The organism is Bradyrhizobium sp. USDA 4369 (genome assembly GCF_054056435.1).
In genome coordinates this window covers 3,562,981-3,581,930 of the sequence record NZ_JBSRYH010000001.1, presented here as the reverse complement: position 1 = coordinate 3,581,930, position 18,950 = coordinate 3,562,981, and the positions used below count along the sequence as shown (strand labels likewise).

Sequence of the window (18,950 nt, the reverse complement as noted above, 5' to 3'; positions counted from 1 at the left end):
AAGGGCTCGTTGTTTCTGTATTCTGGACCGCGATGAGCGTCACACCCTAGTGAAGCGTCTGGCACATGTAGGGAGACCGTGGCTACTCCTCTATCGGATTGACAGCCACATCAGCCGCCATCGCGGTTAGCCTCCCGAAGACATCGACGGGCTCGACCCAATACGTGAGGCTGTCAATCCGAGCATTCTTACGCAGGTCGTCGAGCAATTTCGTCACCCACTGCCGCGGCAGCACTGCGACCAGCACGCTAAGCTTCACTCGCCCCCGCACCCGCTCGTTGACGCTTGCTTCCTTGAAGTCGAGGCCGTGGCCATCGCTGACCCATGTCGTGAACCCGCTAATGGGTGGTTCAGCCCTCAGCAAATACTCGACGACAATGTCCTCTCCGCTTGGAGGGAAGGCGAGTGTGAGCTTGCATAAGGACTTGTCCATTCGAGACTCCGGGTGTGCAGTGTGGTTTGGGCCGCCGGGACGCCGAAGCGTCGAAACAGGATAGGCAGGAGAACCAGCGTTAAGGCCGTTGAGGTGACGAGGCCGCCGATGACTACGATCGCGAGCGGCTTTTGGATTTCCGAGCCAGGTCCGTCTGCGAACAGCAGCGGCACCAGCCCGAAGGCGGCGATGCTGGCCGTCATGAGAACCGGCCGAAGCCGCCGGACCGAGCCTTCATAGATGGCCCGATCTAACGGAAGCCCGCTGTCCAGCAACTGATTGAAATAACTGACCAGAACCAGCCCGTTGAGCACGGCGATGCCGAGCAGCGCGATAAAGCCGACGGAAGCCGGCACCGACAGATATGCGCCGGAGACCCACAGGGCCAGCATGCCTCCCACTAATGCAAAGGGCACGTTGGCAAGAATGAGCAGTGACTGGCGCATGGAGCGCAGCGTTGCGAAAAGCACAACGAGGATGAGACCCAGCGCGATCGGGATGACGATCGCAAGCCGGGTTGCCGCGCGGCGCTGGTTCTCGAACTGGCCGCCCCAGACCAGCCGGTATCCTGACGGAAGCTGGACCTTCTCAGCAACCGCCTTCTGTGCATCCTGGACGAAACCGACAAGGTCGCGGCCCGACACGTAGCCCTGCACGATGGCAAAGCGGGACGCGTTTTCACGGTCGATCTTGACGGCGCCAGCCTTACGTCCGATGCGCGCAACATCCCCGATCCGCACCAGGCCGCCGTCGCCGGCCGCGAGTTGCATCCGGCTGAACAGCTCGGGCGTGTCGCGAACCGCCTCCGGCCCGCGGACCACGATGTTGGTCCGCCGCCGCGGTTCTGCGACAATCCCGGCAGTGCCACCTTCAAGCAGCGTGCGCAGTTCATCCTGAATGCCGGTGACCGACAAACCGACCCTGCCTGCCGCCATGCGGTCAACGTCGATCTGCAAATAATCGACCTTGTCGTTCGAGACCGTCGATACCTCGGTTGCGCCAGGGACGCTTCGAAGAGTCGATTGGATTTGACCTGCCAACTCGGACAACACCTTGAGATCAGGTCCGAAAATTTTGATCGCAAGATCGCCACGGGCGCCGGTCAGCATTTCCGATGTGCGCATCTCAATGGGCTGCGTAAACGCGAATTCCATCCCCGGCAGATCGGCCACCGCTTCCCGAATACGCGCGACCAGCCGGTCCTTGTCGGGCTCGCGCCACTGGGCTTTCGGCTTCAGGACGAGAAAGGCGTCGGTCTCATTAGGACCCATCGGGTCGAGGCCCAACTCGTCAGAGCCGACACGCGAGATCACGCGATCGATCTCAGGCACCTTTGCGAGCAGGGTGCGCTGGATCAGGAGATCGGCGTCGATGCTGGCCTTGAGATTGATCGACGGTAGCTTGATGGTTTGCACAATGACGGAGCCCTCGTCCATGCTGGGCATAAATGTCTTGCCGACGGCTCCATACGCCACCACGGCAAGGCCAATCCCGCCGAGAGCAATGAGGTAGACCGGCAGCGGATGAGCGAGGCAGCTTCTGAGCAGCGGACCATAGCCACGGGTCAGCAGCCGCATCAGCAACGGCTCGCCATGGTTGCCGCCGCGCAGCAGAAAGGACGAGAGCACCGGGATCAGCGTCAGCGACAGAACCAGGGAGCCGCTGAGGGCGAAGATGATCGTCAATGCGACCGGAGCGAACAGTTTGCCTTCCAGGCCCTGCAGCGACAGCAGCGGTAGAAACACGAGACAAATGATGAAGATGCCCGACGCGACCGGAATCGCGACTTCGCTGGCCGCCTGGTAAATCTGATGCAGCAACGGCACTTTTCCGTCGCCCGGATCATGATTGAGACGCTCGACCGCGTTTTCAACGACAACGACCGCGGCATCCACGATGAGGCCGAGCGCGATGGCGAGGCCGCCGAGGCTCATTAGGTTGGCGGACATCCCGAACGCCTGCATCATGATGAAGGTGACGAGCGCCGCAAACGGCAGCGTTACGGCGACAACGAGCGCCGCTCTGAGATTTCCCAGAAAGGCGAGCAGCAGCAGAACGACGAGGACGGTTGCCTCAATGAGAGCCTTCTTGACCGTTCCAACGGCGCTCTGGACAAGATCCGAACGGTCATAGAACGGTTCGAGCCGAACGCCTTCAGGCAAACTTGGCTTTAACTCGTCGAGCCGCTGGCGGACAGCCTTGACGAGCGCATTGGCGTCAGCCCCTCTGAGTGACAACACGAGTCCTTCGACCGCCTCGCCTGTCCCGTCTTTCGTAACCGCGCCATAGCGCGTGAGGCTGCCGATATGGACGCTGGCCACATCATGCACCCTGAGGATTTTCCCGCGTTCGGATTTGAGCACGATCTGCTCGAGGTCGTGCGGGGTCTGGATTGCGCCTTCAGCGCGCACCACCAGCGCTTTTTCACCCTCGCCTAGGCGGCCCGCGCCGTCATTGCGATTGTTGGCCTGAATCGTCGCGATCAGCTTTGAGACGTCGAGTCCGGCGGCGGCCAACGCCGCGCTATCCGGCGTCACCTCGAAGGTCTTTACCAGACCGCCCAACGCGTTGACGTCGGCGACGCCCGGAATTGTTCTCAGCGCCGGCCGTATGGTCCAATCCAGCAGGGTGCGGCGCTCTTCAAACGAAAGGCCGCCTCCTTCGATCGTGAACATGAACACGTCGGACAGCGGCGTCGAGATCGGCGCGAGGCCCCCGGAGACGTTGGCCGGCAAATCACCGCGCACGCCGGCCAGCCGTTCAGCGACCTGTTGGCGCGCCCAATAAATGTCGGTCCCGTCGACAAAATCGATAGTGATATCCGCGATGGCATATTTAGCGGACGCACGCAGAATGGTCTGGCGCGGAATGCCGAGCAGTTCCATTTCCAGCGGGGTGATGACCCGGGTCTCCACCTCTTCGGGCGTCATGCCCGGCGCCTTTAGGATGATCTTCGCTTGAACCGGCGCGATGTTGGGGAAGGCGTCGATCGGGATGTTTTGAAACGCGTAGCCGCCGGCGCCGGCGATGAGCACCGCGACCAACAGGACGAAAACGCGCTGGGTCAGGGCGAACTCGATTAAGCGGCGCAGCATGCTCACTCCCTGGGAATGAGGTTTTCAAGCAGCGAAAGGCCGCTTGCCGCAACCATCTGTCCCGGCGTCAGATCGCCTTCGACCGTGGCAGCCGACGTCGTTTTTCCCCTAAGCTTAACGGGCACCACGTTAAACCCGGTTTCATTGCGCACGAAGACGGCATTGCTCTCGCCTATCCAGACGACCGACGTCGCCGGCACGTCGAGACCGCCCGAAGCAGAGGGACGAATGATGCTCACCGCGATCATCTGTCCGGCAACGAGGCCGGATCGCGGCGGTACCTCGGCAAGCATTGTCGCCGACCGCGTCATGCGGTCGAGCGCCCGCCCGATCGAGATCACCTTGCCGATCGGTCCGTCCGCGACCTGCACGCGGTCACCCGGATGGATGCGGCCAATGAGGTCGGCCGGCACTTGCGCTTCAAGCCAGAGTTGCTCGCTGGTGTCGATCACGACCGCCGCCCCCATAGCATCGAGCTTTTCCCCTGGCAGCACCCGCGTTTCCACCACCCGGCCGTCGGCGGGGGCTGGCAATGTGTAGTTCCCGAAGGCTCCCTGCGAGATGCCTCCGATTGCGACGAGTCGTTTTTGGTCGTCGGTCAGCGCACGAATTTTGGCGGCTTGGGCCTCCGCCTCCTCGGCCTTAACCGGAGCCGCGACGTCCTTGTCGACCAGCCTGCGGAAGCGCGTCGCGACCGTTTCCGCCATTTGCAGCTCGGCCTCCGACTGATTGAGCCTGCTCATGGCTTCGAGGAATTCGCGGCTGGCAACGGTAACGAGTGGCTCTCCTTTCTTGACGGCCTGGCCCGGCAGAACGTGCATCTGCGTGACCGTTCCAGCGAAAGGCGCCGCGGCGACAAGGCGCGCGTTGGTTGCCGGAACGACCGTGGCCGGAAGCAGGGCGACCGCTTCGGTTTGGGCGGACTGAACTTTCTGAAGCTGAATTTCGAGGCGATCCACCTGCGCCTGGGTGACGGCAAGCTCTTTGGCGCCGGCGCGCGTCCCCAGAGGCATAAGCGACAGAAGGACCACCAGATATTTCAGCCGCGAGCAGCGCATGCAACCGTCTCCATCGTCGGAACCTGATCTATTGGCCCAGTCTCTGGCATGCGTATCTGAAAGGAAGCTGAAGGCGCTCCGGGCTGGCCGGCATGGCATGTTCAGGTTCATGTCAGCTTGTCTGTGATAGGATAGGGGCCGGAATTCAAGGAGGCACTCAATCCGTATTCTTCTGATCGAAGACGATGACGAGATCGCCCGGCGTCTGGTCGCCGGCTTGACGGCGGGCGGCTTCGTGGTTGAGCGCGCGGCCGATGGCCCTGACGGGCATGCATTGGGGGCAACCGAGCCCTACGACGCCGCCGTACTGGACCTCGGCCTCCCCGGAATGCAGGGCCTGGATGTCTTGCGACGATGGCGCGCGGCCAACCGCAAACTTCCCGTCCTCATTCTTACCGCGCGCGGGACGTGGGCTGAGAAGGTAGACGGCCTCAACGCCGGCGCCGACGACTACATCACCAAGCCGTTCCATATTCCCGAAGTGGCGGCGCGGCTTCGAGCACTCATCCGGCGCACGTCCGGGCTTGCGAACCCGTTGCTCGAGCATCGCGGCATTTCGCTCGACCCGGTCTCGAGTCGCGTCACGCGCGACGGCGAACCGGTCGAGCTGACCGCGAGCGAATTCCGCATGCTAAACTGTTTTCTGCACCGGATCGGCCGGGTGATCTCGCAGCAAGAGCTCATCGATCACCTCTACGCACTCGAAGATAGCCGCGAGTCCAATACCATTGAGGTGTACGTCAGCCGGCTGCGGCGCAAGCTCGGACCCAATCTCATCAAGACTGTCCGCGGTCTCGGATATCGAATGGAGTAATGGGAACGCATGACGAGCCTTAAAGGCCGCTTGATCGGCGTTGCTGTCGTCTGGATTCTCGTTGGGGTCCTCGTATCCGGGGTCGCACTGTCGACAGTCTTCAAGACGCATGTCACCCAACAGTTTTACGAGGAGCTCTATGTCCATTTGGACGAACTGCAGGGTCTTGTAACCGTCACGTCGTCGGGTCCGCACCTGCAGCGTCCGTTGAGCGATCCGCGCTATGACGTGCCTCTCTCCGGCTATTATTGGGAGGTCCAGAAGCCGGGACGCATTGTTGCCAGCTCCACTTCGTTGCAAGGCGGCGTGCTGCTGGGCATCCCCCCTGACGACCCGCCGGATGGTACCGTTCATACCCACATGATCGACGGCCCGACCGGGAAGGTTCTCGTCGCCGAGCGTGTGCACCGGTACAACCCTTCGGACCCGCCACTGCGCTTCATCATAGGGACCGACCGCCGCCATCTGGAAAGCGTTCTTCAAGGCTTCAACAGCACGCTGGCCTGGTCGATGGGCGCCTTCGCCGGTTCGATGATCATTGCCGCGAGCGGACTCATTCTGTTCGCATTGCGGCCCTTGAACTATCTTCGTACTGCCCTGAACAGGGTACGGTCCGGAAGCGAAAAGAAATTGCAAGGCAACTTCCCGCAGGAGGTGCAGCCCTTGGTCGACGAGTTGAATGCCATGCTGAGGTCGATGACCGAGCTAATGATCCGGGCGCGGGCGCAGGCGGGAAACTTGGCTCACGGTCTCAAGACGCCCCTCGCGATCCTCACTGACGAGGCCTACCGCATCGAGGACAAAGGCTTGCCGCAGTCCTCGGTGATCATCCTCGATCAGTGCAGGCGAATGCAGACACAGATCGACTACCAGATCGCCCGCGCCCGGGCAGTTGCGATGCACTCGGTTCCCGGAACGCTCACGTCTGTCGGCAAGGCCGGCGCGGAAGTGACCAGCGCCCTTTCGCGGCTCTACCAACCCAAAGGGATCGTGATCGAGAACGACATTCCGTCGACCGTGACGGCGGCATGCGACGCCCAAGACCTCAACGAGATGTTGGCAAACCTGGTCGACAATGCGTGCAAGCACGCAAAGGGACGCGTGCTGCTGTCTTGTGCCGAGGAATCGCCACAGCACACCGTTCGTGTTGTGGTCGAGGATGATGGACCCGGACTACCGCCGGAAGCCTTCGAGGTGGTCTTCAATGTCGGTGAGCGCTGGGACAGTGAGGCTCCTGGTTCTGGACTTGGCCTTTCGATCGTGCGCGATCTCGTGCGACTTTACGGCGGCGATATCGCTCTCGATACCTCGTCGCTCGGCGGGCTCAAAGTTGTTCTTGATCTCCCTCGCTTCCGAACTCTTGATGATCGAGTCAGCTGACCTTTCCGAAGCATACTATTGGCCAACCGGCTGATCCCGCTCAATGATCTTGTATCTTCAAGTCTCGGTCGATGCCTCGAACGACGTCGTTCAGTTTAGATCGGACCGATGGGTTTCTGATCCTGATCGGCAAGGAGCGAGGGGTCGATTCATGCCGGCGACGAACGAGCGCACGTCGACGATGCTACGGGACGCAACAACTCGTGCACAAAAGCGTCGTCTTCGGGAGTACAGATACTCGCTGCCGCTGCGTCCGAAAGCGATGTCCATCTTGGCGTCAGAACCATCGGATCGGTCCGAGCGGCCGTTGCCTACGAACAGCGCGTAGTCGCCGAAGCTCTTAAGAGTGGTGCCGCCTTTGCCGGTATCCCCTCCACGGTGACGGCCTGACTTATTCCTCCTGCGTATCTCCATTCAGTTGAGCGCCCCAGTGTAAGTCGACCCGAAGTCCGGACCGAACTTTTACTGGGTTGCAAACACCACCTCGCGAACGACGTTCCTGCGAATCGGAGTTGCTCCTTGTTTTTGTCGCGTTAGAGTGGCACCTAGCCTTCCAAATACAGCCCCCAACTACCGCGGCATGCGCCGCGACGCCGGCCCGCTGAGGAGCCTACGGATCGTAGCGGAATTGGTCGTTTTCTTCGGTCATTTTGGACAGTTGCCCGGCCCCAACAGCCGCAGCTGGGGTTCCTATGCACCAACATCGACCGGGAAGAAGAACCCGCGTTGAGCGCGAATGGCGATGCGGCCAGCCGACGACACCGCAAACTGCTCTTCACGTGTCGAGACGTTGGACACCAATTTGACACCGTGCCTTCTCCTCACCGGCGTTATACCAGCCGACATCCTTGATGCTCATCCTTGGCTCGTTACATCACCGTTATGTGGGAACGCTTTCATACTTCAGAATGGCTTACGGCTCAGCCCGAGCCTCTCCTTTCGGCAACTTGAGCCCCGAAGGTAGACCCTTGTCGACCTCCTTCGACCAAGCCCGATAGTAGGCGACCATCGTCATGATCCAAAGACCCGCGGCACCGACCAGGAGCTGGGCCACTACTCCCACTGACCCGAAATCCAGCACGAAGTGCGCGATGAAGGACAGGAACAGGCCAACGCAAAAGACAGGCAGCGACTGCTGACCGCATCTAATCATCGGCTTGAAGATTGGCCATTTCAGCCCCGGCCAATCGACCGGAATGAGCGAGACGACGATGAACATCAGGCTCACCAAATGGATCACCCGGTAAGGCGCGAGATTCGTCTTGTCGTTCGGAATAAATGTCTCTGCGATCGCGTCAGGAACGAACTGCCGCAATTCGGGAATCCGCTCAGCCAGCGTAATGGCGAGAGCAAACAGGACGAAGCCGATACTCAGGACGTAAAGGCTGCGAAACTGCAGAAGCCCTCGATTTGCCGCAGCTCCTCCGAGTGCCAGCCAGGCTCCGAAAACAAAGAGCAGCTGCCAGGTAATCGGATTGAAGTACCACACGCCCGCAGGATAGGAGGCAAAATTCCAGCCGTAATGGCGAGCAGCCAGATACAGGCCGATAGATCCGATCATCACCGCATTGCGCCATCGCAACATGAACCAAAGGAAGATCGGGAACGCGGCCATCAGCACGATGTAGAGCGGCAGAACATCGAGATTAAGCGGCTTGAACTTGAGCAGGAGACCTTGCAAGAGAGTCTCGACGGGCACGTTCATCAGGGGCGTGACGTTGAATTGATCCATCAGATGCGGATCGTCGAACTTATGCGAAAGATAGTGAACCGCAGTGAGGTAAAAAATGAAGATCAGCAAATGGGCAACGTAGAGTTGCCAGACCCGGCGCAACACTCTGGTAGCACCGATGACGAAGCCCCGCTCCATCATCATCTTGCCGAAAACAAGCGTCGCCGTGTAGCCGGAAATCAGCACGAAGAGATCGGCTCCATCGCTAAAGCCGTAGTTTCGCGTCGTGAACCATGCGAGTACGCTGTCAGGAATGTGCCCTAGGAAGATCAGCCAATTTGCCAGACCTCGAAATAGGTCCAGACGGACGTCGCGCTGGGACCTGGGCAGCACGGATCGGACGGCGATTACGTCTCGAATCCGGCGCCATACAGGCCTTAGGGCCCAACCGGCCGTACCGCCAAAGGTCTCGTCAGCCAACGTCTCTTTCTCCATTTCTTAATGATGAGTTTCCGCGCCTTCGAATGGAACGATTAGATTGCACTTATCCACTACGCCGGTCCGCTCAACGAGACCCTGTGGGCGATGAGGCAGCTGAGAGCCATGGTCAATACAGCGGTGAGGTTAGTGTGGGCCGACCCTTCGATCTAGCAACAATCGCTGACCTCCGGTACGGCGGACGATAAATTCCCGCTGCGGTGAGCATTAGCAGCTTGGATTCGAAGTCTTAGTGCTTGGCGATCTTGACGAAACAATCAAGGTCGAGGCTTCGCTGAACTAACGTCGCAAAGGCACCTTAAGGAATTGCGATACTGAGAAGAGGCGATCCCGCCGCGTGCAGAATCGCCTCAGTCCAGTCACTGTTACTTTGGACCGATGTGGTGGGGTTCACGCGGGCCGCCGCTGTAATGATGGCTCCCGCGCGGACCGGATTTCTTCGAGCCCGTCTTCTGCTTCTTGGAGCCAATGTGATGCGGAACCTCGGACTTGGGTCCACCAGAGTAGTGGTGGCTGCCGCCCTTTCCTTCTCCAGAACTCGTCTGCGCCATCGCAGGGAACGCAACGAAGGACATGGCACTCGCGGCAACTAACAGTTTACAGATATTCATTTCTCTTCCTCCTAATTGACCGAATAGGTCCAGAAAAATCAAACCACGCATGTGATCCGATAGCAATCAACCCGATGCTGGCATCCGGATTCATGCCCCTCTTCATGTCCGCGTTGATCTTTTCCATCGACTTCATCTAGGCCTGACTGGCATCGTCGGCGAAAGATGGCATCGACAGCGAAAACGCGATCAGGGCGTACGCCGTGGACGTCTTCGGAAGATTTCGCATCACACATTCTCCGTTGGTCGAAAGCACGCTGGTTGATTGAAAGCACGCTCACAAACGACCGTTGAAAACGATTGTTCCGCGACTTCGAAGACAACGGAACGCATGACTCAACTGGTGTTCATGCGCGCACCAGCACGCGCTGTCGACCGGACCTCGCCAGGTTTTCACGGTGTTTGGGTGCTCAAGACATCTGCGCTACGAAGGAACTCCTGCATTAACATTGAATGTAACCACCGCAGCGTCGCGGTAGCGAACGGCAATCCGGGCTGCCGCAGACGGGACGATCCTCGCGCCGCTCGCTTCTCCAATCTCGACCCGAACTCCAGCGCCATGCGAAGAGGCGGCGTCACGACGCCGGACGCTTCGGCCCCTATTTTCCTTTCTGCATCTTCGTGATCGTGATGCCGGCGGTGGCCCGCTCGGCTTCGAACTGGACCTTGTCGCCCACCTTCACGTGCTTGAGCATCGAAGGATCCTGGACGCGGAACACCATCGTCATTCCGTCCTCGTTCATATCGAGGTTCTTGATGGGACCATGCTTGAGGGTGATTTTCCCGGTGGCTTCGTCGATCTTCTTGACTTCGCCGTTAACCATCGCTGTTTGCGCTAATGCGCCAGCGGACGGCCACGCGAGCGACAGCGCGAGAGCGGTAATTACGAACTTATTTGCCTTCATCTTGAACTTCCTTTGTTCGGTTTGATCTGTGCTAACCCCATTGATGCCCCACCCTTCTTGTTTCGCACCTCGTTAGCGAGCGACCTCCGGTCACTTGGACTTTTGCATCTTAGTGATAGTCACTCCTTCCGAGGCGCGCTCGGCTTCGAATTTGACTTTGTCGCCTACCTTCAAGTTCTTGAGCATGTCTGGATCGTTGACACGCAGGACCATTGTCATTGCGTCCATCTCGAGGTTTTTGATCGGTCCGTGCTTGAGCGTGATTTTTGCGGCGGCAGCATCGATCTTTTTGACCTCGCCCTGGACCATGGCGTTCTGCGCGAATGCAGCCGCGGAGGTCAGCATCGAGGCAAGGACGACGGCAATCTTCAGATTTCTCATATGAATCCTTGTTCCTATGGAGGTTAGGTCACGTGGGCTACTTCACGGTCACAGTGCCGATCATGCCGGACTTCCGATGCCCCGGAATCAGACACGCATACTCGAACTGGCCGGTTTTGGAGAACTTCCAGACGATCTCATCCGCCTTCTTCGGCTCGAGCCGCTTTGCGTTCGGATCGTCGTGCTCCATGTCGGGATTCTTTTTCATGGCTTCGGCGTGCTTGAGATTCTCGCCGGTCGTGGCAAGGACGAATTCGTGCTCGAGTTCACCGTTGTTGCGCAGGACAAACTTGATCTGTTCGCCCTTCTTCACATCGATCTTCATAGGCATGAACATCATCTTTCCGTCGGTTTCGCCCATCGTGACCTGCACGATGCGCGCCGGCTCCTTCGGATCGCCGGGTTCGCCAGCCGAAAAAGATTCGTCGTGGCTGTGGCCCTTAGGACCCTCGCCTGCCCACGCGATGGCGGAGATGGACGTCACGGCAGCGAGCGTGATCAAAGAGATCGTGGCTTGTTTCATTGTCTTGTTCCTCTGTTGTTGGGTGAAGCGGCGTTAGCTCCGAAAAACTACATGCCTTTCATTCCCTTCATGCCTTTCATTGCCTTCATGTCGCCGTCCTTCGGCGTGCCCGCCGGTTTGTCCTTGCGCATGGGTTGCTCCCAAGGAGCGTCGACTTCAAAAGCGACGGTCCCGGCAGGATATTTGTAGGGACCAGGATCTTTGTAGTCGTCCCGCGCCAACCCTTCTCGGATCTTCATGACCGTGAACATGCCGCCCATCTCGATCGGGCCGAATTGGCCGGAGCCCGTCATCATGGGCAACGTGTTATCCGGTGCGGGCATTTCCATCTCGCCCATGGCCATCCCGGTCGATCCCATCACCATGGCGTCCGGAGCAAGCCTGCCGACGGCCCTGGCAAGGTCCTTCTTCGAAACTCCGATCAAGTTCCTGATGTTGTGGCCCATCGCATTCATGGTGTGATGCGACTTGTGGCAGTGAAACGCCCAGTCGCCTGGATTGTCCGCGAGAACATCGAATGCGCGGATGGCACCGACAGGAACATCGATCGTGGTTTCCGGCCATTGCGCGCTTTCTGGAACCCACCCGCCGTCGGTGCAGCTAACCGCGAAGTTGTGGCCGTGAAGATGAATCGGATGATTGGTCATGGTGAGATTGCCGATGCGCACGCGCACGCGATCGCCGAGCCGCACGGCCATGGGATCGATGCCGGGAAACACACGGCTGTTCCAGGTCCACATGTTGAAATTCGTCATTTCCGACACCTTCGGCAGATAGGTGCCGGGATCGATGTCGTAGGTGCTCATGATGAACACGAAGTCGCGGTCGACCGGCCGGAATGCCGGATCGCGCGGATGCACGACGATCATGCCCATCATACCCATCGCCATCTGGACCATTTCGTCCGAGTGCGGATGATACATAAACGTTCCGCTGTGCTTCATCTGGAATTCGTAGACGAAAGTCTTGCCCGGTGGAATGTGGGGTTGGTTGAGTCCACCGACGCCATCCATGCCGTTAGGCAAAAGCACACCGTGCCAATGGACCGTCGTCTGTTCGGGCAGTTTGTTCGTGACGAAAATGCGCAGCTTGTCGCCTTCGACAGCCTCGATCGTCGGGCCCGGCGATTGACCGTTATATCCCCATAGGTGCACCTTCATCCCTGGGGAAAATTCACGTACGACCGGCTCTGCGACGAGATGGAATTCCTTCCACTCGCCGTTCATCCGCCACGGCAGCGTCCAACCGTTCAACGTGACGACCGGACGATAGTCGGGTCCGCTCGACGGCCGCAGCGGCGGCTGCATCGTCGCCTTCTCCATGATCGGCGCTTCGGGAATATTGGCTGCCTGCACGCGACCGCTCACTGCGGTCGCGCTCACCAGCGCGGCAGTACCTAGAAAGCCTCTACGGGACAACATGGCTCTTCTCCTTAAGTTGTCAGCCGCCCGCCCTGGCGGTCTTCGAGGAACGGTTTTGCGGTTGAGTGTCGGGGCGACCACCACCGTTGACGACGGTCTGCAGTTCGGCTTGGGCCAGCCAGAAGTCACGCTTCGCTTCGATCGCCGCGCGCTGTGCGGCGATCCGCTGCCTTGCTTCCGTCAGCAGCGCAAACACGTCGTCCTGCATGCTCGAGAAACGAAGCTGCATCTCGTCCGAGATGATCTGTCGAAGCGGCAAGACTTCGCGCTGGTAGTGCCCGGCGATGTCGTAGGTGGAACGGTATACTTTGTAGGCATCGCGCGCCTCGGACCGAACGTTCACGGCTTTTTCGGTCAAAAGGTTGAAGGCCAGATTGTAGGTTTCGACCGCCTGCCGGACGCGGACCTCTCCGCCGTCGAATATTGGAATCTGAAACTGCAGATCGAGTCCGCGCTCGGTGACCGCACCGCCTGCATCGGTCGTTCTCTTGTGGATTCCCGCTAGATCGAGCAGCGTAACGAAGCGGCTCGCTTCGGTGAGTTGAAGAGATTTGGCGAGAGCGTCGAGTTCGAGGCGCGCGATCTGAAGATCGACACGGCGTTCAACCGCATCGACCTCGATGCGCGGCAGAGGTTGCGGGCGGCGGGGCATTGCCGGAAGCCGCGCCGGAACGCGGAAGCCGAGATCGCCGTCCCACAATCCCAGCAGGCGGATCAGGCGCTCTCGCGAACTGGCGGCCTCCTGACGCAGCAGTGCAAGCTCCGCGGTGACTTCGGCATAGAACACCTGTTCCCGCGCCTGGTCGAGTTTGTTTAGCGCGCCTGTCTGCCCCAACTTCAGCGCGAGCTGGGCGGTGGACTCCGCGGTCGATTTGGCATCGGTCAACAGCCCGACCAATTCGTTGGCGGCGACTGCGCGGAAGTAGGCAAGCCGTACTTCGGCCGCGAGTCGAAGCGTTTCCTCCGCCGCTCGGAGTTGCGCCTGGAGAAAACGTTGCCGGGCGATTTCCGAGCGGAACGGCAATGTCGCCAACGCAAGAATGTCACCGGCGATCCGACGCTCGATCTCGACCACGCCAGAACCGGCGATGCGCGAGATCGAGAAGACCGGATTGGGCGGCAGGCTCTCCTGGACGAGATCTGTCTCCGCCAGCGCGAGTTCGTTGTACGATGCTTGCAGGCCGCGGTTGTTAAGCAGTGCTATCTGAACCGCAGTGTCCACCGTCAGGCCGCGGCGGAGCAGGCCCTGAACGGCATTCTGCGCCCATGCCGCGTCGTCCGCCGTGCGGATGGAAACTACCTCCTTGTGAATGGTCTCGCCGGCGAGGTTGGCGACAACCGTCATGCCCCCGTCCGGGGAAAATGTCGCGCATCCTGAAAGAAGCAAGGCGGAAAGAAGCACGGCCGCTGCTGAACCGATCTTCGATCGGCTTGCCGCGTCGTTTGAAATCTCGGGATTCTTGTGCATCGGTCGCTCCTACCGGCCGGACTTCGGCGCCGGGGCGACGCGGTCGTTCTGTTCGCGCCACGACGACGGCGCAGTGGGACGAAGGCTGGTGTAGGGAGCGACGGTGGAGCGGTAACCCACGGCCGCGACCCTCGCGTTCGGATCCGTGGGATCGGCGCCCGCCAACGGCACCGCCGTCTGCACGCACCCGCCCAACGCGAGCGCCGTGGCGGCCGTTCCTGCTATCGTTCGAAATCTATTGCCAAATAACTTCTCCACCACCGACCGAACGGCGGCGAGAATCGCCCCAAGCTGCGCAAGCATGTTGTTTTCCTGAACTGACGATCGACCACAGGCGCGCGGCCCCTTGACGGGGTCGGCACCGCGTAGCTTCGATCAGGTCAGGTAATGGGGGGACGATAGAGCCGAGGGGGAGCGTTGTCGGCGACGTTCCGGTAGCCTTCGACCTCGCAAAGCGCGGTCGGAGCGGAAGGCTTGACGATGTCGGCGACCGTCGCCGGAATAGCGGTAACGCACATCAGCCCGCAGCACTGCCCGCCGGATGAATGCGGAGCTTTTCCGGGAGCAGACTCCGAATTCGATGCCACGGACATCGAATGGTCATGCCCCGTTGACTTACCATGCGCCGCGGCGTGATCATGGGCATGACCGTCGGCATGCACGTGCTGCGGCTCGGAATGAACATGAACCATTCCTGGACCGTGATTCGGGTCCGTCAGGCAGCGGGCCGGAGCGTGAACGCCGGGCACCGCGTAGGAGATCGTCGGCGCCAATACGCAAAGCAGATAGGCAAGGGCTATCAGCCACCCTGCCCTCAATCGCTTCGCTCTGGTCAACCGGACGAGCATGCAGACATCAATACCTTTTCGTACCAAGATTCGGGACCATAGCGGTGAAGCCTCGATCCGCCAAGATGGAACTTGTAGTACCGCTCATCGGTCCGCCCGGCCAATGACGGCCATCAATTCGGTGATCTTCTTTCGCTGGTCTACTTTATCGCCGCTTGCGATGGCGTGTTCGACGCAGTGGGAGACGTGGTCCTTCAGGACTTCCTCCTCGACACGCCGCAGCGCGGCACGGACCGCCGAAATCTGCGTGACGATGTCGATGCAGTAGCGCTCCTCCTCCACCATCCTGGAGAGACCGCGCACCTGGCCTTCGATCCGGCTTAGGCGTTTGTGACAGGAAGCCTTGATGTCCTTTCGCATGGCCCCTATATACCCCTACACGGTATAGGTTGCAAGTAGCCACGGAGCTCGAAATGGCCAAGGAACAGAAAGCTCTATCGCCAGGCGCATGCGGATGCTACTCCAAGGCCGCTGCCGGACCTGAACCCGCCGGATGCTGCGGCGGCGCCGGCGGCCACGATCACCATCAACATGACCACGCTGCGGCTGGAGCTGCTGTTGTCGACCCTGTCTGCGGCATGACGGTCGATCCCGAAACCAGCAAGCATCGCTCCGACTACCGGGGCGTCCCCTACCATTTCTGCTCGGCCGGCTGCCGGACCAAGTTCGCCGCCGCTCCGGAGCAATACCTCGACAAGGTGAACGCAAAGCCGCACCACGCCGACGTCCCAGAGGACACCGTCTACACCTGCCCCATGCATCCACAGATCCGCCAAATCGGCCCCGGAAGCTGCCCGATCTGCGGGATGGCGCTAGAACCGGACCTGGTCAGCCTGGACGACCCACCCAACCCCGAACTGGCCGACATGACCCGCCGCTTCTGGATGGGGCTCGCGCTGGCTCTGCCGGTCGTTGTCCTGGAGATGGGCGGCCATCTGGTCGGCAGCCACGGCTGGATCGATCAGAACCTCTCGAACTGGATCCAACTCGCTTTCGCCGCCCCGGTCGTGCTCTGGGCCGGATGGCCGTTCTTCGTGCGAGGCTGGCAGTCGCTGGTCACCCGCAATCTGAACATGTTCACCCTCATTGCGATGGGCGTCGGCGTCGCCTTCGCCTACAGCGTCGTCGCAACGGTTGCGCCGGGCATTTTCCCGCCCGCATTCCGGAGCCACGACGGCGCCGTGGCGGTCTACTTCGAGGCCGCGGCGGTCATTACCGTCCTGGTCCTGCTCGGTCAGGTACTGGAGCTTCGGGCCCGGGAGGCCACCTCCGGAGCGATCAAGGCCCTGCTCGATCTGGCGCCCAAGACCGCGCGCGTCGTCGACGAGAATGGCGCGGACCACGAGGTTCAGCTCGACAGCCTGAACGTGGGCGACAAGCTGCGGGTCCGGCCGGGCGAGAAGGTGCCGGTGGACGGCGTCATCATCGAAGGACGCTCGTCCCTCGACGAGTCGCTGGTGACCGGAGAGTCCATGCCGGTCACCAAGGAGCCCGGCGCCAAGGTGATCGCCGGCACGCTCAATCAGTCGGGTGGCTTCGTGATGCGGGCCGAGAAGGTCGGCCGCGACACCCTGCTTTCCCAAATCGTGCAGATGGTGGCGCAGGCGCAGCGGTCGCGCGCTCCCATCCAGCGTCTCGCCGACCAAGTGGCCGGTTGGTTCGTGCCGACCGTGATCGTCGTCGCCCTTGTCGCCTTCGGCGCATGGGCGCTCTTCGGTCCGGAGCCGCGGCTCGCGTTCGGCCTGGTTGCGGCCGTCAGCGTCCTGATCATCGCCTGCCCGTGCGCCCTCGGACTCGCGACACCGATGTCGATCATGGTCGGCGTCGGACGCGGTGCTCAGGCCGGCGTCCTGATCAAGAATGCCGAAGCTCTCGAACGCATGGAAAAGGTCGACACGCTGGTCGTCGACAAGACCGGAACGCTGACCGAAGGCAAGCCGAAGGTGGTCTCAATCGTACCCGGAGAGGGATTCGACGAAGCTGAAATTCTGAAGCTTGCAGCGAGTGTCGAACGGTCCAGCGAACACCCGCTCGCCGATGCGATCGTCCGGGCGGCGAAAGAACGGAATTTGGCGCTGGCCGATGTCGCGGATTTCGATTCTCCGACCGGCAAGGGGGTCACGGGTAAGGTCGACGGCAAATCGGTACTGCTCGGCAACGCCAATTATCTCAAATCCGCGAGCATCGAAACACATCCGTTGGAAACGCAGGCGGAAAAGCTGCGAGGCGACGGCGCGACGGTTATCAACGTCGCGGTCGATGGTAAACTTGCCGGCATTCTAGCCATCGCCGATCCGGTCAAGGCCTCGACGCCGGAAGCATTGAAAGCGCTGGCGGCCGAAGGCATCAGGGTAATCATGCTGACCGGCGACAACCGAACGACGGCAACCGCGGTCGCAAAGCGCCTCGGCATTTCCGAAGTCGAGGCCGAGGTGCTGCCGGATCAGAAGAGTGCCGTCGTCAGTAAGCTGCAGAAGCAGGGTCGTGTCGTCGCCATGGCGGGAGACGGCGTCAACGACGCGCCCGCCCTCGCAGCGGCCGATGTCGGAATCGCCATGGGAACGGGAACGGACGTGGCGATGGAAAGTGCAGGCGTGACGCTGCTGAAAGGCGATCTTGGCGGCATCGTCCGCGCCCGTCGTCTCTCTCAGGCGACGATGCGCAACATCCGACAAAACCTCTTCTTTGCGTTCATCTACAACGCGGCCGGAATTCCGATAGCCGCCGGCATTCTTTATCCGACGTTCGGACTGCTGCTTTCACCAGTAATCGCCGCCGCTGCCATGGCGCTGTCATCGGTAAGCGTCGTCGGCAATGCACTGCGACTTCGGGCGGTGAACATCTAGCGTTGCAGGAACAGCGTCCGCATGCGGCCTACCATCTATTCGTCGTCGGACCGATGCAAAGCGCAAGTCCGTGCTCATGCTCGGGGAAGCATCCGCTGCATGATCCGGTCGCGGAAGACGAAAGCATGAATGAAGGCTGCGGCAACGTGGATGCCGATGGCGATGAGCAGTCCAAATCCTGCTGCTTGATGCCAGCCGCCGACCAGGCGACCGGCGATGGAATCGGGTGCAGTCAGCATCGGCAGCGGCACTCCGACTAGGGGCGACAAGTGCCAGCCCCGGAACGACGCAAAGAACCAGCCCGTCATAGCCGTTGCAACGACCAGTCCATAGAGAAGCCAATGAACGCTCTCCGACAAGAGGCGCTGCCAACGAGGCAGCGTATTTGCAGGCGCGACGGGGTGGAAGAGCCGCCAAGCAAAGCGCAGGATGATCAACATCAGGATGATAAGCCCGATGGCGATATGCAATGTCATCGCGCTCCCTGGAGGTGCGCCCGGTTGAATGTCGGGCATCAGCCAGCCGATAGCGAACTGTGCTGCGAGCAGTACCACGATCATCCAATGAAGGACCTTGGCAGTGTTTCCGTAGGCGGGTTGTTGTGTCATGGGGGATACGATTCTCGGTGCAGAAGAAATTGGATCGCGGTCAGTTTGCTTTCTTCTCGGCCTTCTCCGCGGCCTCGACGATATCGCCATCGGTGAACAGAATGCCCCTGAGGATCTCCCGCCACTCCTTCTTGCGCCGAAGCAAGAACTCCAGATCCATGCCGAAATGCTTGAACTCCTCTTTTTGGGCGTTTTCCATGATCGCGCGGGCTTCCCCGTCCTTCTCAAGTGAATTGCGCTGCTGATACCAGCCGATCGCCTCGGCTTCTTCGACGAGGCCGATGATCATCCGCGCAAACGTACGCGTCTCCGAGGAGAGTTCTGCAGCAGGTTCATGGTACTGTTCAGTTGCCATATTCTGTTCCTAAGTCTGATTTGTGAAAGTGAAT

Annotated in this window: 17 protein-coding genes; 3 read left to right on the top strand and 14 right to left on the bottom strand. The window is 60.4% G+C overall.

Translation table 11 applies throughout. The features are described from left to right. Window positions 1-82: 82 nt before the first annotated feature. The 3 genes from ACVIJ6_RS16255 to ACVIJ6_RS16245 are packed head-to-tail and all read right to left on the bottom strand — an operon-like array spanning window position 83 to window position 4,697. A complete protein-coding gene (locus ACVIJ6_RS16255) occupies window positions 83-433 on the bottom strand; it encodes a DUF3240 family protein (protein ID WP_425988349.1) in 351 nt (116 codons plus the stop codon). Continuing rightward, window positions 358-3,528: an efflux RND transporter permease subunit gene (locus tag ACVIJ6_RS16250; RefSeq protein WP_425988352.1), complete on the bottom strand. Its 3,171-nt coding sequence runs from the start codon at window positions 3,526-3,528 to the stop codon at window positions 358-360. Before ACVIJ6_RS16250 ends, ACVIJ6_RS16255 begins: the two co-directional genes overlap by 76 nt. A gap of 2 nt (window positions 3,529-3,530) precedes the next feature. Beyond that, on the bottom strand, window positions 3,531-4,697 hold the full coding sequence (locus ACVIJ6_RS16245) for an efflux RND transporter periplasmic adaptor subunit (RefSeq protein ID WP_456773503.1): 1,167 nt from the start codon (window positions 4,695-4,697) through the stop codon (window positions 3,531-3,533). Window positions 4,698-4,746: 49 nt separating this feature from the next. Here ACVIJ6_RS16245 and ACVIJ6_RS16240 point away from each other — a divergent pair, with 49 nt between their 5' ends. Both ACVIJ6_RS16240 and ACVIJ6_RS16235 read left to right on the top strand, forming a co-directional pair. Then, window positions 4,747-5,400, top strand: coding sequence for a response regulator transcription factor (locus ACVIJ6_RS16240; protein WP_425989995.1), 654 nt, complete (start codon window positions 4,747-4,749; stop codon window positions 5,398-5,400). 9 nt (window positions 5,401-5,409) lie between these two features. Further along, complete coding sequence (locus ACVIJ6_RS16235) at window positions 5,410-6,780, top strand: ATP-binding protein (protein WP_456773502.1); 1,371 nt, start codon at window positions 5,410-5,412, stop codon at window positions 6,778-6,780. A gap of 913 nt (window positions 6,781-7,693) precedes the next feature. On the opposite strand, the gene ACVIJ6_RS16230 is transcribed toward ACVIJ6_RS16235, so the two are convergent. From ACVIJ6_RS16230 to ACVIJ6_RS16190, 9 genes are all read right to left on the bottom strand, one after another. After that, window positions 7,694-8,932, bottom strand: coding sequence for an OpgC domain-containing protein (locus ACVIJ6_RS16230; RefSeq protein ID WP_425988361.1), 1,239 nt, complete (start codon window positions 8,930-8,932; stop codon window positions 7,694-7,696). 1,228 nt (window positions 8,933-10,160) lie between these two features. Then, entirely contained in the window at window positions 10,161-10,466 is a 306-nt protein-coding gene (locus ACVIJ6_RS16225) for a copper-binding protein (protein WP_425988364.1), read from the bottom strand. 90 nt (window positions 10,467-10,556) lie between these two features. Next, a complete protein-coding gene (locus ACVIJ6_RS16220; RefSeq protein WP_024919799.1) occupies window positions 10,557-10,847 on the bottom strand; it encodes a copper-binding protein in 291 nt (96 codons plus the stop codon). A 37-nt stretch (window positions 10,848-10,884) separates the two neighbouring features. Further along, on the bottom strand, window positions 10,885-11,370 hold the full coding sequence (locus ACVIJ6_RS16215; RefSeq protein WP_425988370.1) for a cupredoxin domain-containing protein: 486 nt from the start codon (window positions 11,368-11,370) through the stop codon (window positions 10,885-10,887). Window positions 11,371-11,417: 47 nt separating this feature from the next. Continuing rightward, window positions 11,418-12,791, bottom strand: a complete 1,374-nt coding sequence (locus tag ACVIJ6_RS16210) for a multicopper oxidase family protein (protein ID WP_425988373.1) — start codon at window positions 12,789-12,791, stop codon at window positions 11,418-11,420. A gap of 19 nt (window positions 12,792-12,810) precedes the next feature. Continuing rightward, on the bottom strand, window positions 12,811-14,259 hold the full coding sequence (locus ACVIJ6_RS16205; protein ID WP_456773501.1) for a TolC family protein: 1,449 nt from the start codon (window positions 14,257-14,259) through the stop codon (window positions 12,811-12,813). A gap of 9 nt (window positions 14,260-14,268) precedes the next feature. After that, the gene (locus ACVIJ6_RS16200; protein ID WP_425988379.1) at window positions 14,269-14,562 is read right to left on the bottom strand and encodes a hypothetical protein; all 294 of its coding nucleotides are present in this window, start codon (window positions 14,560-14,562) and stop codon (window positions 14,269-14,271) included. Between the two features lie 77 nt (window positions 14,563-14,639). Beyond that, the gene (locus ACVIJ6_RS16195) at window positions 14,640-15,107 is read right to left on the bottom strand and encodes a hypothetical protein (RefSeq protein WP_456773500.1); all 468 of its coding nucleotides are present in this window, start codon (window positions 15,105-15,107) and stop codon (window positions 14,640-14,642) included. Between the two features lie 84 nt (window positions 15,108-15,191). Next, window positions 15,192-15,467 (bottom strand): metal-sensitive transcriptional regulator, encoded by a 276-nt coding sequence (locus ACVIJ6_RS16190; RefSeq protein WP_425988382.1) that lies wholly within the window; start codon window positions 15,465-15,467, stop codon window positions 15,192-15,194. Window positions 15,468-15,520: 53 nt separating this feature from the next. Between ACVIJ6_RS16190 and ACVIJ6_RS16185 the strand changes: the two genes are divergently transcribed. After that, entirely contained in the window at window positions 15,521-17,953 is a 2,433-nt protein-coding gene (locus ACVIJ6_RS16185) for a heavy metal translocating P-type ATPase (RefSeq protein ID WP_456773499.1), read from the top strand. A gap of 74 nt (window positions 17,954-18,027) precedes the next feature. On the opposite strand, the gene ACVIJ6_RS16180 is transcribed toward ACVIJ6_RS16185, so the two are convergent. Next, window positions 18,028-18,561, bottom strand: a complete 534-nt coding sequence (locus tag ACVIJ6_RS16180; RefSeq protein WP_024919792.1) for a cytochrome b — start codon at window positions 18,559-18,561, stop codon at window positions 18,028-18,030. 40 nt (window positions 18,562-18,601) lie between these two features. After that, complete coding sequence (locus ACVIJ6_RS16175) at window positions 18,602-18,916, bottom strand: ferritin family protein (RefSeq protein ID WP_425988391.1); 315 nt, start codon at window positions 18,914-18,916, stop codon at window positions 18,602-18,604. Window positions 18,917-18,950 lie beyond the last annotated feature (34 nt).

Coding starts and splice junctions, on each gene's coding strand:
- ACVIJ6_RS16255 (WP_425988349.1), bottom strand. CDS start 433: ATGGACAAGTCCTTATGCAAGCTCACACTCGCCTTCCCTCCAAGCGGA.
- ACVIJ6_RS16250 (WP_425988352.1), bottom strand. CDS start 3,528: ATGCTGCGCCGCTTAATCGAGTTCGCCCTGACCCAGCGCGTTTTCGTC.
- ACVIJ6_RS16245 (WP_456773503.1), bottom strand. CDS start 4,697: ATGAACCTGAACATGCCATGCCGGCCAGCCCGGAGCGCCTTCAGCTTC.
- ACVIJ6_RS16235 (WP_456773502.1), top strand. CDS start 5,410: ATGACGAGCCTTAAAGGCCGCTTGATCGGCGTTGCTGTCGTCTGGATT.
- ACVIJ6_RS16225 (WP_425988364.1), bottom strand. CDS start 10,466: ATGAAGGCAAATAAGTTCGTAATTACCGCTCTCGCGCTGTCGCTCGCG.
- ACVIJ6_RS16220 (WP_024919799.1), bottom strand. CDS start 10,847: ATGAGAAATCTGAAGATTGCCGTCGTCCTTGCCTCGATGCTGACCTCC.
- ACVIJ6_RS16215 (WP_425988370.1), bottom strand. CDS start 11,370: ATGAAACAAGCCACGATCTCTTTGATCACGCTCGCTGCCGTGACGTCC.
- ACVIJ6_RS16210 (WP_425988373.1), bottom strand. CDS start 12,791: ATGTTGTCCCGTAGAGGCTTTCTAGGTACTGCCGCGCTGGTGAGCGCG.
- ACVIJ6_RS16205 (WP_456773501.1), bottom strand. CDS start 14,259: ATGCACAAGAATCCCGAGATTTCAAACGACGCGGCAAGCCGATCGAAG.
- ACVIJ6_RS16200 (WP_425988379.1), bottom strand. CDS start 14,562: ATGCTTGCGCAGCTTGGGGCGATTCTCGCCGCCGTTCGGTCGGTGGTG.
- ACVIJ6_RS16195 (WP_456773500.1), bottom strand. CDS start 15,107: ATGCTCGTCCGGTTGACCAGAGCGAAGCGATTGAGGGCAGGGTGGCTG.
- ACVIJ6_RS16190 (WP_425988382.1), bottom strand. CDS start 15,467: ATGCGAAAGGACATCAAGGCTTCCTGTCACAAACGCCTAAGCCGGATC.
- ACVIJ6_RS16185 (WP_456773499.1), top strand. CDS start 15,521: ATGGCCAAGGAACAGAAAGCTCTATCGCCAGGCGCATGCGGATGCTAC.
- ACVIJ6_RS16180 (WP_024919792.1), bottom strand. CDS start 18,561: ATGACACAACAACCCGCCTACGGAAACACTGCCAAGGTCCTTCATTGG.
- ACVIJ6_RS16175 (WP_425988391.1), bottom strand. CDS start 18,916: ATGGCAACTGAACAGTACCATGAACCTGCTGCAGAACTCTCCTCGGAG.